9 protein-coding genes are annotated in these 14,911 nt (G+C 72.0%); 4 read left to right on the top strand and 5 right to left on the bottom strand.

Features of this window, described 5'->3' with window-relative positions; translation table 11 throughout:
- Positions 1-231: 231 nt before the first annotated feature.
- Together ACWDR0_RS15965 and ACWDR0_RS15960 are read left to right on the top strand one after the other, a co-directional pair.
- Positions 232-4,719 carry a cold-shock protein gene (locus tag ACWDR0_RS15965; protein ID WP_456352276.1) on the top strand — a complete coding sequence of 1,496 codons (4,488 nt, stop codon included), beginning with the start codon at positions 232-234 and terminating at the stop codon, positions 4,717-4,719.
- A 5-nt stretch (positions 4,720-4,724) separates the two neighbouring features.
- Positions 4,725-6,287 carry an ATP-binding protein gene (locus ACWDR0_RS15960; protein ID WP_456352275.1) on the top strand — a complete coding sequence of 521 codons (1,563 nt, stop codon included), beginning with the start codon at positions 4,725-4,727 and terminating at the stop codon, positions 6,285-6,287.
- A gap of 69 nt (positions 6,288-6,356) precedes the next feature.
- On the opposite strand, the gene mmsA is transcribed toward ACWDR0_RS15960, so the two are convergent.
- From mmsA to iolC, 5 genes are all read right to left on the bottom strand, one after another.
- On the bottom strand, positions 6,357-7,859 hold the full coding sequence (gene mmsA, locus ACWDR0_RS15955) for a CoA-acylating methylmalonate-semialdehyde dehydrogenase (RefSeq protein WP_456352274.1): 1,503 nt from the start codon (positions 7,857-7,859) through the stop codon (positions 6,357-6,359).
- A gap of 87 nt (positions 7,860-7,946) precedes the next feature.
- The gene (gene iolD / locus ACWDR0_RS15950) at positions 7,947-9,863 is read right to left on the bottom strand and encodes a 3D-(3,5/4)-trihydroxycyclohexane-1,2-dione acylhydrolase (decyclizing) (protein ID WP_456352273.1); all 1,917 of its coding nucleotides are present in this window, start codon (positions 9,861-9,863) and stop codon (positions 7,947-7,949) included.
- On the bottom strand, positions 9,860-10,840 hold the full coding sequence (gene iolB, locus ACWDR0_RS15945) for a 5-deoxy-glucuronate isomerase (RefSeq protein WP_456352272.1): 981 nt from the start codon (positions 10,838-10,840) through the stop codon (positions 9,860-9,862). Before iolB ends, iolD begins: the two co-directional genes overlap by 4 nt.
- A gap of 163 nt (positions 10,841-11,003) precedes the next feature.
- Positions 11,004-11,888 (bottom strand): Cgl0159 family (beta/alpha)8-fold protein, encoded by an 885-nt coding sequence (locus ACWDR0_RS15940; RefSeq protein ID WP_456352271.1) that lies wholly within the window; start codon positions 11,886-11,888, stop codon positions 11,004-11,006.
- A complete protein-coding gene (gene iolC / locus ACWDR0_RS15935) occupies positions 11,885-13,042 on the bottom strand; it encodes a 5-dehydro-2-deoxygluconokinase (RefSeq protein WP_456352270.1) in 1,158 nt (385 codons plus the stop codon). Before iolC ends, ACWDR0_RS15940 begins: the two co-directional genes overlap by 4 nt.
- Positions 13,043-13,333: 291 nt before the next feature.
- On the opposite strand from iolC, the gene ACWDR0_RS15930 reads away from it, so the two are divergent.
- Both ACWDR0_RS15930 and ACWDR0_RS15925 read left to right on the top strand, forming a co-directional pair.
- Positions 13,334-14,245, top strand: a complete 912-nt coding sequence (locus ACWDR0_RS15930; protein ID WP_456352269.1) for a sugar phosphate isomerase/epimerase family protein — start codon at positions 13,334-13,336, stop codon at positions 14,243-14,245.
- 362 nt (positions 14,246-14,607) lie between these two features.
- Positions 14,608-14,805 (top strand): helix-turn-helix transcriptional regulator, encoded by a 198-nt coding sequence (locus ACWDR0_RS15925; RefSeq protein WP_456352268.1) that lies wholly within the window; start codon positions 14,608-14,610, stop codon positions 14,803-14,805.
- The last annotated feature ends 106 nt before the right edge of the window (positions 14,806-14,911 follow it).

Here is a 14,911-nt window from a genome sequence, read left to right as displayed (position 1 = left end):
CCCCGGCCGGCCCGCGCGGACCTGCCCCCGCACCGCACCCGCACCCATGCGGACCTGTGCGGACCTGTGCGGTCTCCCCCGCACCACGCCCCACAGCGGCGCTCCGCCGCCCCTGAGGAACCGGCGGGCGGGTCCGGATACCCCGTGAAGTACCGCAGGAACGTGGGGAGATGTGATTTTCCGGGTTCCTCCGGATGTGGCCTCGGCTATCGTGCAGAGGTGGACTTGGGAATGATCCAACAGTGGTACCCGGTGGGTACGGACGTGGTGGTCTATCTCGCCGGGGGGCGGTCCGCTCGGGGACGTCTGGAGGCCGTCGGCGCCGACAGCCTCGTGCTCGTCACCGACACCGGACCGACCCTTCTGGGCGCCGCCGCCATCGAACAGGTCGGGCTGCCCACGGGCCCCCCGGCCCCGGCCGCCGCCCCCGTCGCGGCGGCACCGCCCGCGCCGCCGCCACCGCCTCCCCCGCCGCCGCCTCCGGCACCCGTGGTGCTCTCGGCCGCCTGGGACGTCCTGGCGGGCGAGTTCGCGATGGACCCCGGCCAGGCGCAGCCCACCGCGCCGGTCTTCGCCCTCGACCCCTCGTTCGCCCTGGGGTACTCCGAGGCCAAGGAGATCGAAGGGCATCTCAACCGGGCGAAGAGCCGGCTCGACTACGCGTCGAAGATGAACGAGCCGTCCCGGGCCCCGGGGGCGATCCGCGATCTCGCCGCGGCCGCCGGGGTCTGCGACTATCCCCCGGCCTTCCATCTCGCCGCCCTGCTGCTCCTGGAGCGGGTCGACACCGATGCCGCCCGGCGCCAGGCCGAGGCCTGGATGGCGGAGGCCGCGCCCTGCGGCCACCGGTACGCCTGGGACCTGGCCGTACTGCGCCTCCGCAACGGGCGCCCCCGGGAGGCGGTCCCGGTTCTCGTCGAAGCGCTGCTGCTCGGTCCCGCCGACCACAGCGACGACGTACTCCTCCGGCTGCTCCTGGCCCTGGTGCTCCAGGAAGGCGACGCGGCCGCCGCCGCGACGGCGCTCGCCGGAGCCGCCGACGAGGGCCCCGAGCAGCGGCGGGCCGCCACCCGCGCCGGTCTCTATCTCCTCTCCCGGTTCTCCACCGAGCGCGCCGCACCGCTGGAGGCGTTACTGGCAGCCCCGGCCCCCACCGCCGACGAGCTGCGCCGGGTCCTCACCGCCCTCGATCCGGAAGCGGCGGACCGGCCGCGCGCGGCAGCACCGATACCCGGCCCCGCCCCCACCGGTCCCGCGCCCGCCGCACCCCAGCCGCGTACCGCACCGCAGCCCCACCCGGCCCAGCAGCCCCAGTCCTTCACCACACCGCAGTCCTTCACCGCCCCGGTCACCCCCCGGGTCCCGGAGCCCCGGCCCGTCCGCAAGCCGGTCCCCGAACCGGAGAAGGCCCCCGCCACCAAGGAGTTGCAGCTCCATGTGGCGGCCGCCCGCAACCAGCTCAACCAGGGCAACCTCGACGCCGCGCTGAAGATCGCGGAGAACGCCCTGGCGGACAGCGCCGGCCATCCCGAGCTGCTGGAGATCGCCGAGACCGTCCGGCGCGAGAAGGCGGCCCGCGCACCCGCCGCCCCCGCCTCCAAGCGCACCTCCCAGTCCCAGCAGGCCCGCGGCCACCGCACCGCGTACGCCCGCGCCCAGCACGCGGACACCAAGGAGAAGGACTGGCCCAAGGCCGAACAGCTCTACCGCCAGGCCCTCACCGAGGACCCGGCCAACGAGCGGGCCCGGCGCTCCCTCGCCTGGGGTCTGCACCGCTTCAAGCGCAGCGTCCAGGCGCTGGAGCTGCTGCGCGAGCCCGGCGTCGTCGTCCAGGACACCCTGCCCCACCAGAACATGATCATCACGATCCTGAGCGACACGGGGCAGTGGGCCGAGGCCGCCGGACTGCTGGAGGACCTGCTGAAGCGGGAGCACTCCAAGCAGACCCGGACCGGGCTGCTGAAGCGGCTGATCGTGCTCTACCGCCGGCTCCGGGACCCCGAGCGGGCCAAGGACGCGGCCCAGCGCCTGCTGAACCACGGCCCCCGCAACCCGGAGTTCCGCAGCCTCTGGGAAGAGGTCGAGAAGGCGGTGCGCTCCGGGATCTGGGACAAGATCGACCAACTGCTCGTCAAGAGCGACTGGAAGCCCGAGCAGTCCGGTTCGGTCAGCCCCATCCTCCTGCTCCACCTGGAGCACTGCGAGTACGCGGGGGTGAACCCCGCCCGGGTCCAGGAGGGCACCCTCAGCGAGCGGGACGTCCAGGAGCTGGAAGACCTCATCCGCAAGCTCGGGGCACAGCGGTCCGCGGACCGCGCCGCGTACAACCTCTCGGCCGCCCGTACCCTGCGCGACCTCAACCAGTCCGAGGACGAGCGCTTCCACAAGTCCCTGCGCGGCTTCGGGGCGGCCATGGGCGACCTCTGCACGGCCGAGCGCCGCCACGGCGACGTCACCCGGACCTACTACGCCGAGGCCGTATCGCTCGGCGGGTGGGACGATATGGGCGAGCTCAAGGTCAAGCAGTACGTCCTCTCCTATCTCGACCCCGATCTCCCGCAGCCCGCCTCCCGCCCCGCGTTCGACCAGTGCCTGCTCTGGGTGCTGGAGGACCAGAGCCTGCACCGGCCGCTCACCTTCGGGCTGCTGAGCCTGATGGCCAACAGCTCCGACCGGGTCCGCCGGGAGATCGTCTCCCGCACCTTCCGGGTGGACCGCACCAAGGACGTCCTCTTCTCCCAGCTCTGCGCCTATCTGGGCGAGACCAGGCCGTCGAGCGCGCACGACGTCTACGCCGAACTGTGGCAGGAGGCCCTGCACAAGCTCCGCCAGGAGCTGGACACCCAGCGCCAGTCGCTCCAGCTCCCGCTGAACCGGAGCGAGCCGCTCGGGGCGCTCGCCGAGGACCAGCAACTGCTGGAGCGGGCCCGGGACCTGGCGCCCACCACCCCGCTCGACATCGACCGGCTGAAGAAGGTGGCGATCACCCTCGCGGATATCCACGGCTATCTGGAACAGCCGTCGTATCTGGAGCAGGAGCGGCTGGAGTCCAAGATCCGTACGGCGGTACGGGAGCTCAAGGGCACCATCGAGAACTGGCCCACCCGGCTCAGCCTGGAGTATCTGGTCCCGCTGCTGACCAAACTGGACCGGGCCCTCGCCGCGCACTTCGAGGACGTCCAGCGGGCCGCGGAGCCCACCGACCTCGAAGTGACAAAGATCCTCTCCAGCTACGCCCCCAGCGCCGCCTCCACCATCCATGTCCAGCTCGGGGTGAAGAACCTGCCCCGGCGCAGCCCCGCCGTGGACGTGGTGCTGCGCGTCCTGGACAACACCGACGACTACGAGCCCGTCCCCGAACCGATCCCGGTCGCCCACAGCCTGCGCGACGAGCAGACCGAGACCTGCACGCTCCCCCTGGTGGTGACCGGGCGGGCGATCTCCGAGCAGATCCTGACGCTCCGCTACAGCCTGGAGTTCACGGTCCGCTCCGACCGGCGCATCGTCACCGAGGCGCGGACGCTCCCGCTGCGGCTGAACGACTCCCAGGACTGGAAGAAGATCGAAAACCCCTATGCCGAGGGCGCGCCGGTCGAGGACAAGGACATGTTCTACGGACGTGATCCGCTGCTCCAGATCCTGGTGGACTCCCTGGAGCAGACCGACGCCAAATGCGTGGTGATCTACGGACAGAAGCGGGTCGGCAAATCGTCGGTCCTGCACCATCTCAAGGAGCGGCTCCAGCCGCCGGTGCTGGCCGCCCGGCTCAGCGTGGGCGAGATCAAAATGGGCGAGCTGACCCATGCCAGCCTGCTCTACAAGATCGCCAACGAGTTCTTCCGGAGCCTGGACGACCTGGAGGAGAAGGGGCTGCCGAGTCTGGAGCTGCCCCGTCCGGTGCTGACGGAGTTCATCGGCAGCGGGGCGCCGGAGATCTACTTCGACGACTATATGCAGGACATGCAGCGCCGGATGCAGCGCAGCGAAACCTACCGGGGCTGGCGGCTGGTGCTGCTGCTGGACGAGTTCACCATCCTCTACGGCGCCATCCAGCGCGGCGATCTGCCGCGGGACTTCATGAAGCTGTGGAAGGCGATGCTGGAGAAGAAGCTGTTCAGCAGCGTCGTCGTCGGCAACGATCTGATGCAGCGCTTCCTGGAGGCCTTCCCCAACGAGTTCCAGGTCGCCCGGCAGGAACAGGTGACCTATCTGGACCAGGAGTCCGCCGAACTGCTGATCACCGAGCCGATCGCCCTGGAGCAGGGTGAGAGCCGGTACCGCGGCGACTCCGTCCAGCGCATCGTGGAACTGACCGCCCGCAATCCGTACTACGTGCAGTTGTTCTGCAACCGCCTGGTCCAGCACATGAACAGCGAACGCCAGCCGCTGATCGGCCCCGCCGATGTGGACAATGTCGCCGAGGCACTGGTCAGCGGGGACAAGCCGGTGGACCAGGGGCAGTTCGACAATCTCCTCACCCCCGGTGACGCGGATGTCAGCGAGCTGTCGGAGGACATCGTGCTCGCCGTGCTCAAGGGCAGCCTCTCCGGGCACCGCCGCGATCTCCATCTCGACGGCCGGAAGTCCCGTGAGCTGCCGGAGGGCCCCCGGGTCATCGAGGACCTGCTCCGCCGCAATGTCATCGTCCGCGAGTCCGAGGACCGCTACCGGATCAAGGTGGGGCTGTTCGCGGAGTGGCTCTGGCACAGGAAGGTGTGAGGGCCGTGACCGAGCTGATGCCGCGCGGCTCCGGCAATCCCTTCGCCACGGTCGGCCATCCCGTGCACGGAGCCGCGCACGTCGGCCGTGCCGAACCCGTCGACATCCTGCTGGAGCGGGTGCTGTCCCAGTCGACGGCCGGGGCGACCGCCATCATCGGGCCGCCGCGGATCGGCAAGTCCAGCCTGGCGTACCACGTCTTCATGCGCCCGGACGCCCGGGTGACCCATCCCCAGCTGCTGCCGGTCTGGATGAACGTACGGACCCAGGCGGGCATCCAGCAGGTCTTCCGCAGGCTCTGCGACGACGTCTGGGATCTGCTGACCGAACGGTCCGCCGATGTCGACGCGCGCACCGCGGACGCCTACCGGCGGGCGGTGGAGCCCGGTCTCATCTGGGGCCAGGCGCAGAGCGAGACCCAGGAGTTCCTCCGGCTGGTCCGGCGGCGCGGCTGGCGGGTAGTGCTGATCATGGACGAGTTCGACGCGGCCCGTGAGGTGTTCAAGTCCCAGCCCGGGACCTTCCAGTCGCTCCGGGAGCTGGCGTACAACCTGGACTGGAACATCGGTCTGGTCACCACCTCCCGGCGGGAGCTGCGCGATATCGTCGACATGGCGGACCCCGATGAGTCGACCTTCGCCGGAATCTTCCGCTCCCTCTTTCTGACCTGCTTCGACACCGAGGAACTGACGGCGCTCACCGCCCGGATGCCGGGCTTCCCGCAGGCCCCCGGCGACGACGGCGAGGACGGCGAGGACGGCGAAGGCGAGGATCCGGCGGCCGCCGTGGCCCGGCTCGGCGAGCTGACCGGCGGCCACCCCTATCTGGCGAGCGTGCTGCTGGACCGGGTCTGCGGCGCGGCCCGCGGCCGTCCGTTCCGGCTGCTGGACGAGCTGGAGGGGCTCGCGCCCTCCCGGCCCGCGGAGTTCCAGTACTACTACCGGGACCTCCAGGAGCTGCTGCGCGCCGACGGCCGGCTCCGGGCGCTGCTGGAAGTGGTCCTCGGCCCGCAGCTCGTGGTCACCCCCGACGATGCCCTGGTGCTGCTCCAGCAGGGCCTGGTCCGGGTGCAGAACGGCGCCTACCGGGCCTTCTCCGACGACTTCCAGCACTACCTGACCCTGATCGGCCGTCAGCTGGGCCACTGGGACAGCTGGATGGCCGTGGAGCGGCGGGTCCGCGATCTGGTCGAATCCGTCTTCGAGGAGAAGTACGGCGCCGACTGGCCGGACCGGCTGCGGGAGGTCCGCCCCAAGCTGGCCGCCATGCTCGACCAGTGCGAGGAGCTGCGCGCCCGGGAGCAGCGGTCCTTCGGCGCCCGGGGCTCCACCCGGCTGCTGGACTTCACCTATCCGCGCGATCTGTACGACCTGATGGCGTCCCACTGGGACCTCTTCGGCCCGCTGCTGAAGAAGGACAAGGCGTACTGGAACGAACGGTTCTCGCTGCTGGCGAAGGTCCGCAACCCCATGGTGCACAACCGGATGTCGGTGGTCACCCCGGTCGAGCAGCGCACCTTCCAGGTCTACTGCGAGGAGATCATGGAGCTGCTGGACGGCACCGGCTGACCGGTCGGGACGGCCCGGGGCCCCGCCGGTGATCCGGCGGGGCCCCGGGCCGTGCGGCTCCGGTGTCCGTCAGTGGTTACGGGGGAAGCCGAGGTCGACGCCCGCGTGCGGCTCCGAGGGGTCGGGCCAGCGGGTGGTGACGACCTTGCCGCGGGTGTAGAAGTGCACGCCGTCGTTGCCGTAGATGTGGTGGTCCCCGAAGAGGGAGTCCTTCCAGCCGCCGAAGGAGTGGTAGCCGACGGGGACCGGGATCGGGACGTTGACGCCGACCATGCCGGCCTCGACCTCCAGCTGGAAGCGGCGGGCCGCGCCGCCGTCCCGGGTGAAGACCGCGGTGCCGTTGCCGTACGGCGAGGCGTTGATCAGCGCCACGCCCTCCTCGTAGGTCGCCACCCGCAGGACGCAGAGCACCGGGCCGAAGATCTCGTCGCGGTAGGCGTCGGAGTCGGTGGAGACCCGGTCGAGGAGGGAGAGACCGATCCAGTGCCCGTTCTCGTAGCCCTCGACGGTGTAGCCGGTGCCGTCGAGGACGACATCGGCGCCCTGGGCCGCCGCGCCCGTCACATAGGAGGCCACCTTGTCGCGGTGGGCGCGGGTGATCAGGGGGCCCATCTCGGACGCGGGGTCCGTGCCGGGGCCGATGGTGATCTTCTCGGCGCGGTCGCGGATCTTCGCCACGAGTTCGTCGGCGACGGAGTCGAGGGCGACGACGGCGGAGATGGCCATGCAGCGCTCGCCCGCGGAGCCGTACGCCGCCGAGACCGCGGCATCGGCCGCCGCGTCGAGGTCGGCGTCGGGCAGTACGAGCATATGGTTCTTGGCGCCGCCGAGGGCCTGGACGCGCTTGCCGTTGGCGGAGGCGGTGGTGTGGATGTAGCGGGCGATGGGCGTGGAGCCGACGAAGGAGACGGCGGCCACGTCCGGGTGCTCCAGCAGGGCGTCCACCGCGACCTTGTCGCCGTGGACCACGTTCAGTACGCCGTCGGGCAGCCCGGCCTCCGAGGCCAGTTCGGCCAGCAGGTTCGCGGCCGAGGGGTCCTTCTCACTGGGCTTCAGAACGAAGGTGTTGCCGCAGGCCACGGCGAGCGGGAACATCCACATCGGCACCATGGCGGGGAAGTTGAACGGGGTGATGCCCGCGACGACGCCCAGCGGCTGGCGGATCGCGGCGACGTCGACCCGGCTGGAGACCTGGGTCGACAGCTCGCCCTTGAGCTGGGTGGTGATGCCGCAGGCCAGTTCGACGATCTCCAGACCGCGCGCCACCTCCCCGAGCGCGTCCGAGTGCACCTTGCCGTGTTCGGCGGTGATCAGGGCAGCGATATCGTCGCGGCGGGCGTCGAGCAGCGCCCGGTAGCGGAAGAGGACCGCGGTCCGCGCGGCCAGCGACGAGGTGCCCCAGCTCGCGAACGCCTCCTTCGCCGCGGCGACGGCGGCCCCTACCTCGTCCGCCGAGGCCAGCGCCACCCGGGTGGTCACGGCGCCGGTCGCGGGGTCCGTGACCTCGCCCCAGTTGCCGGACGCGCCTTCGACGGTCTTGCCACCGATCCAGTGGTTGACGGTCTTCACCATCGCGAGAGGCTCCTTCACAACCTGTGTACGTTCCGGCGCGGGGCCGGGCGGGTCACCGGGCGGACCGGCCGGCGGGCGCCGGCCGGATCACAGATGGCGGCGCCGGGCGGCGATCCGCCGTTCGTACTCTTCCCGGGCTCTGATCGCGGACGGCCGGGTCGCCGTCTCCGCCACAGGAACATCCCACCACGCCTGCGCCGGGGGCGCGCCCGACACAGTGTCTGCCGTTTCGGTCTCCACGTAGACACCTGTGGGCACCTCCGACCAGCGCGCCTCCGCCAGGGCTTCCCGCAGGTCACGCAGGGTCCGGGCGCGGATGACCCGGAGTCCGAGGGAAGCGGCGTTGGCCGCCAGGTCGACCGGGAGCGGGCCGCCCGTATACGTACCGTCGGGCGCCCGGTGCCGGTAGGCCGTACCGAACCGCTCCGCGCCGACGGATTCGGAGAGCCCGCCGATCGACGCATAGCCGTGGTTCTGGAGGATGATCACTTTGATCGGGACGTTCTCCTGGACGGCGGTGACGATCTCGGTGGGGTTCATCAGATACGTACCGTCGCCGACGAGCGCCCAGACGGGCCGCCCGGGGGCGGCGAGGGCGACCCCGATGGCCGCCGGGATCTCGTAGCCCATACAGGAGTACCCGTATTCGACGTGGTACTGGTCCGCGGAGCGCGCCCGCCAGAGCTTGTGCAGATCGCCGGGGAGCGAACCGGCCGCGTTGATGACGATGTCGTCCCCGGTGACCAGGTCGGAGAGGGCCCCGAGGACCTGGGACTGGGTGGGGCGCGCACCGGGATCGCCGGGGGCGTACGCGGCGTCGACCAGGCGCTCCCACTCCTCCTTGCGCTCCCGGTAGCCGTGTTCGTACTCCGCCGGGACGCGGTGGGTGCCGGGCGCGTCGCTTTCTTCTGCGGGTGCCCCGGTCAGGGCCTCCGTCAGCTCCTCCAGGGTCGCGCGGGCATCGGCGACGACCGGGAGCCCGGCCATCTTGTGGGCGTCGAAGGAGGTGATGTTGAGATTGACGAAGCGGACCGCGGGGTTCTGGAAAAGGGTGGCGGAGGCGGTGGTGAAGTCCGACCAGCGGGTGCCGACCCCGATCACCAGATCGGCGGTCCGGGCCAGTTCATCGGCCGTGGCGGTGCCGGTATGGCCGATGCCGCCGACATCGCAGGGATGGTCGTACGGCAGCGAGCCCTTGCCCGCCTGGGTCGAGGCGACCGGGATCCCGGTGGCGTCGGCGAAGGTACGCAGCGCCTCCTCCGCCTCGGAGTGGTGGACGCCGCCGCCCGCGACGAGCAGCGGCCGCCGGGCCGCCGCCACGGTATGCGCCGCCTCCGCGAGGGCCCGCCGGTCGGGGCGCGGCCGGGTCACCCGCCAGACGCGTTCGGCGAGGAACTCCGCGGGCCAGTCGTACGCCTCCGCCTGGACGTCCTGGGGCAGGGCCAGCGTCACGGCCCCGGTCTCGGCGGGGTCGGTGAGCACGCGCACGGCGGCCAGCGCGGCCGGAATCAGTGCCTCGGGGCGGGTGATCCGGTCGAAGTAGCGGGAGACGGGCCGCAGGGTGTCATTGACCGACACATCGCCCGCGTGGGCCGTTTCGAGCTGCTGGAGGACCGGATCGGCGGGCCGTCCGGCGAAGACGTCGCCGGGGAGCAGCAGCACCGGCAGCCGGTTGACCGTGGCGAGCGCGGCGCCGGTGACGAGGTTGGTGGCGCCCGGGCCGATGGACGTGGTCACGGCGTGTGCGGAGAGCCTCCGCGACTGGCGGGCGTAGCCCACCGCGGCATGCACCATGGCCTGTTCGTTGCGGCCCTGGTAGTAGGGCATCGGGGCGTCCGGTCCGGTGCCGGACTCGACCAGCGCCTGGCCGATCCCGGCGACATTGCCATGGCCGAAGATGCCCCAGGTGGCCGCGATCAGCCGGCGCCGGCGGCCGTCGCGTTCGGTGTACTGGCGGCTGAGAAAGGCAACGAGCGCCTGGGCGACGGTGAGCCGGGTGGTCATCGCTGACCCTCCTCCGGGGCGGAAGGGGACTCGGGGGCGGAAGGGAGCTCCGGGGCGGCCGGGGGTACCCGGCCCGGGCGCGGCGGGGCTTCGTAGAGCGGCAGCCGGGGGTCCACGGCCTGTTCCGGCCAGGTCCCCCGGATCCACTCGTGGTCGGGGTGGTCGCAGATCAGCCACTCCCGCTCCGGCCCCGGTCCGGCCATCACATTGAGGTAGTACATGGTCCGGCCGGGCGGGGCGATCGACGGACCGTGCCAGCCGTCCGGGATCAGTACGGCGTCCCCGCCGCGGACCTCGGCCAGCACATCCGTACCACCGGCCCTGGAGGGGGAGACGCGCTGGTAGCCCAGCCCGCCGCCGTCGATCTCGAAGTAGTAGATCTCCTCCAGCTCGGATTCGGCGCCCGGCCGGTGCTCGTCGTGCTTGTGCGGCGGATAGGACGACCAGTTCCCGCCGGGGGTCAGCACCTCGACCGCGATCAGCCGGTCGCAGTCGTACGCCCCGGCCGCGGCGAAGTTGTTGACCTGGCGGGAACAGCTGCCCGAGCCGCGCAGCTCGACCGGTACCTCCGGCGCGGGGCCGTAGCGAGCGGGGAGTCGTCGCTCGCACTTCGCTCCTGCCAAGGCGAAGCGGCCTCCCGCACCGGAGGCGATCTGTGCCCGGGAACCACGGGGGACGTAGGCGAAGTCGGTGACCCCGCTGAACACGCTTTCCCGTCCCAGCAGTTCGAAAAACTCTCCGTCGGCGGCGACCGTGCAGCTTCCCTCCAGCGGCAGCACGATCCACTCGGCGCCACCGGCCGCAAATGAGTGCGAACCGCCCGGCGGCAGTTCGAGCACCCGGAGGGCGGTGTACTCCCAGCCCGGCCGGCCCGGGTCGCCGGGGTCGATCCGCAGGGCGTACGGTCCGGCGGCCGCGCTGCCCGCCGGAACGTAACGCTCCGCGGGGCGGGCGCCGGTCTCGTCGCTGCTGCTCATCGGTGCGCGTACTCCCTGTCGGTGCCCGTTGTTGCCGCTGTGCCGTTGTGCCGTTGTTGCCGCTGTGCTGTTGTTGCCGCGGCGCCGCTGTTCCTGCTGGTCCCGTTGTTTTCCTGCTGCCGGGTGCGGCCGGGCCGTTGCCCCACCGTCCCGTAAGGCGACGTCAGAGCAGGCCGACCGCCGTGTCGACGGCCTTGGCGACGTCTCCGTCCACCGGGTAGAGCAGTGAGCGTCCCACCACCAGCCCCTGCACGGTGGGCAGTCGCAGCGCCGTCCGCCACTTCTCGTACGCGCCGTGCTGGTCGTCCCCGACCTCGCCCCCCAGGATGACCGCGGGCAGGGTCGAGGTTTCCAGCACGGCGGCCATATCGGCGGGATCGTCGGTCACCGGCACCTTCAGCCAGGTGTACGCCGACGTCCCGGCCAGCCCGGACGCGATGGCTATCGACCGGGTGACCGCCTCGGCGCTCAGATCGTTGCGCAGCCGGCCGTCCACCCGATGGCAGATAAACGGCTCCACAAAGACCGGAAGTCGATGCTCCGCCATCTCGTCGATGGCCCGGGCAGTGCTGTGCAGCGTGTCCAGGGATCCCGGGTCGTCGTAGTCGATGCGGAGCAGCAGCTTCCCGGCGTCGAAGCCGAGCCGGGCGAGATCACGGGCGCGGTGTCCGGTGAACCGGTCGTCGAGTTCGAAGGCGGCGCCCGCGAGACCGCCGCGGTTCATCGAGCCGATGACGATCCGGTCCTCCAAAGCCCCCAGGAGCAGCAGGTCGTCGAGGATGTCGGCGGTGGCGAGCACCCCGTCGACCCCGGGCCGGGAGAGCGCCAGACAGAGCCGCTCCAGCAGGTCGGCGCGGTTGGCCATGGCGAGTCTGCGGTCGCCGACGGCGAGTGCGCCCCGGGCGGGGTGGTCGGCCGCGATGATCATCAGCCGGCCGGTCTCGCCGAGCAGCCGGGGCCGGCGGCTGCGGCGGTCCGCGGCCTCGGCCACGGCCTCGGGGCGGCGGCTGCGGATGGCGGTCAGTCCGGCGATGGGGACCCGGCTCACGAGGCGGCTCCGGGCGCGGCGGGCGCCTGGGGGCCGGGCGCGGCGAGTCCGTGGGTGCCGGGCGCGGCGGGCGCCTGGGGGCCGGGTGCCGCTCCGGATCCCGTACCGGCCGTCGCGCCCGCGGCGGACCCGGAGACCGGCCGGCCGGCCGCCGTGACCGCGGCGGGTCCCGGGTCCCGCTCCGGCGGTACCGGGCCGCCCGCCAGGACCTGTTCCACCTCGTCCGCGTACGGCATCGCGCTGGAACAGGCCAGCCGGGCCGCCACGATCGCGCCCGCCGCGTTGGCGTACCGCATCACCCGCTCCAGCGGCAGACCGGCCAGCAGTCCGTGGCAGAGCGCGCCGCCGAAGGCATCCCCCGCGCCCAGGCCGTTGACGACCTCCACGGGTACCGGCGGGACCTCGGCCCGGCTGCCGTCGCGGTGGAGCGCGAGCACGCCCGCCGGCCCCTGTTTGACCACGGCGAGTTCCGGACCGGCGGCGAGCAGGGCCCGGGCGGCGGCCTCCGGGTCGCGCTCCCCGGTGGCGATCTCGCACTCGTCGACATTGCCGACGGCGACGGTGGCGAAGCGGAGCGCCTCCCGGTAGCGCGACCGGGCGGCCGCCGGGTCCGGCCAGAACATCGGCCGCCAGTCGAGGTCGAGGACGGTGGTGCCGGAGCGGTCCCGGTGGGCGAGCGCGGCCAGGGTGGCGGTGAGGCTGGGTTCGGCGCTCAGCCCGGTGCCGGTGACCCAGAAGACCCGGGCCGCGCGGATCCCGGCCAGGTCCAGTTCCTCCGTACGGATCTCCAGATCGGGAGCCTTGGGCCGCCGGTAGAAGTAGAGGGGGAAGTCGTCCGGCGGGAAGATCTCGCAGAAGGTGACCGGGGTGGGGTAGGCGTCGACGGGGGTGACCCACCGGTCGTCGACGCCGAACGCGCGCAGGGCGCGGTGGAGGTACTCGCCGAAGGGGTCGGCACCGGTACGGGTGATCACGGCGGTGCGGCGGCCGAGCCGGGCCGCGCCGACGGCCACATTGCTCGCGGAGCCGCCGAGGAACTTCCCGAAGGTGTCGACCTCCGCCAGGGGGACGCCGGTCCGCAGCGGGTACAGGTCCACGCCGATCCGGCCCATGGTGATCACGTCGTACGGCGGGGGGTCGTACAACTGAGGCATGCGCGTCCCTTCGGTGCTGCGGTCCTGCCGTACTGCCTGTAGCGCCTGTGGTGCCTGTACTGCCTGTACTGCCTGTACTGCGATCCTGCCGTCCCCCGGCGCCGCGGGCCCTCCGGCGCGCAGGCCCGCCGGGACCAAGGCTCCCCGGGCCCTCCGGCGCCGGGTCCGGAACCCCGCTGCCCGTGGTCCCGGAGCAGGTCTAGTAGGCGATGCGGAGCCCTGTCAATATTTTGTCCTGACATTCGGACGAAGGCTTGACACCCTTTCGGGGCGGCCGGAAAGCTCGACGCCATGACCAGCCCCGTCGCCCCCCCGAACCGCATCCGGATCGGCTCGGCCCCCGACTCCTGGGGCGTGTGGTTCCCCGACGACCCCCGGCAGGTCCCGTGGCGGCGTTTCCTCGACGAGGTCGCCGAGGCGGGGTACGAGTGGATCGAGCTGGGGCCGTACGGCTATCTGCCCACCGACCCGGCGGTGCTGGCGGCCGAGACCGGCCGCCGGGGGCTGAAGGTGTCGGCGGGCACCGTGTTCACCGGACTCCACCGCGGTCCGGCCGTCTGGGACGAGACCTGGGCGCACGTCTCGGACGTCGCCGCCCTCACCCGGGCCACGGGCGCCCGGCATCTGGTGGTCATCCCGGCTTTCTGGCGGGACGACCGGACCGGAGAGGTGCTGGAGGACAGCGTCCTGACGGCGGAGCAGTGGCGCGATCTGACCCGGCAGACGGAGCGGCTCGGCCGGGAGGTGCGGGAGCGGTACGGGCTGACGATCGTGGTCCACCCGCACGCCGACACCCATATCGACGGCGAGGAGAACGTCACCCGGTTCCTGGACGCCACCGATCCGGAGCTGGTCTCCCTCTGCCTCGACACCGGGCACTACGCCTACTGCGGCGGCGACAGCGTGAAGCTGATCGAGACGTACGGGGAGCGGCTCGGCTACCTCCACCTCAAGCAGGTCGACCCGGAGGTGCTGGCCGGGGTGGTGGCGGAGGGGGTGCCCTTCGGGCCCGCGGTGGCGCGGGGCGTGATGTGCGAGCCCCCCGGCGGGGTACCGGCACTGGAACCGGTCCTGGCCGCGGCGGGGGCACTCGGGGTGGAGCTGTTCGCCGTGGTCGAGCAGGACATGTATCCGTGCCCGCCGGACAAGCCCTTCCCGATCGCGGAGCGGACCCGGCGCTTCCTGCGCTCCTGCGGCGTCTGACAGGGCATCGGCCGCGGCGTCCGAGGGGCATCGGGCCGGGCGGAAGCCCGCCCCCGCGCCGCCCGCAGCCGCCCACCACCGCGCGACCACCACAACCACCACGGCCACCGGCCGCCCCGTGGGCGCCGCGGCGCCCACGGCGCACACTCCGGCGCCCCTGGGGGCGCATGCAAGTTCATGCAGATGATCGGATATATCTCCATTACGCGGGTCTTCCGTCACAGGTGATCAACACTGCGGCATTCCCCCTCCCCGGGAGGGGCCCCGCCGGGACAGGCTCGGTGATCGCCAAGCGCATCCGCCGCAGGTCCTTCGCGGTCCCCCCACCGCGACTGCGGCGCCCGCAAGGAGGTGTCTCACAGATGTCGGACAGAAGGCTCTGGTCGTACAAGGAGATCGCCGCTCACATCCAGGTGCAGCCGGACACCGTTCGCTCCTACCGCAAGCACGGACATCTGCCGCCGCCCGATCTGGTCGAGGCCGGGAAGCCGTACTGGTACGCGGACACCATCCGCTCCTGGGTGGCCAACCGCCCGGGCAACAACCGCGGCCGCCGCTGAAGCGACCGCACCGCCCGGGAGCCGGACCTGGCGTCCCGCACCCCCGAGAGGGGCATGCCGCGCACGCCGCGCTGTCCCTCGCCGAGGCGTTCCAGAAGGCCGTGGC

The sequence above is a fragment of the Streptomyces sp. NPDC003691 genome, assembly GCF_053981115.1.
Note: the sequence above shows the minus strand (reverse complement) of the source record. Positions and strands in the feature narration are given on the sequence as shown.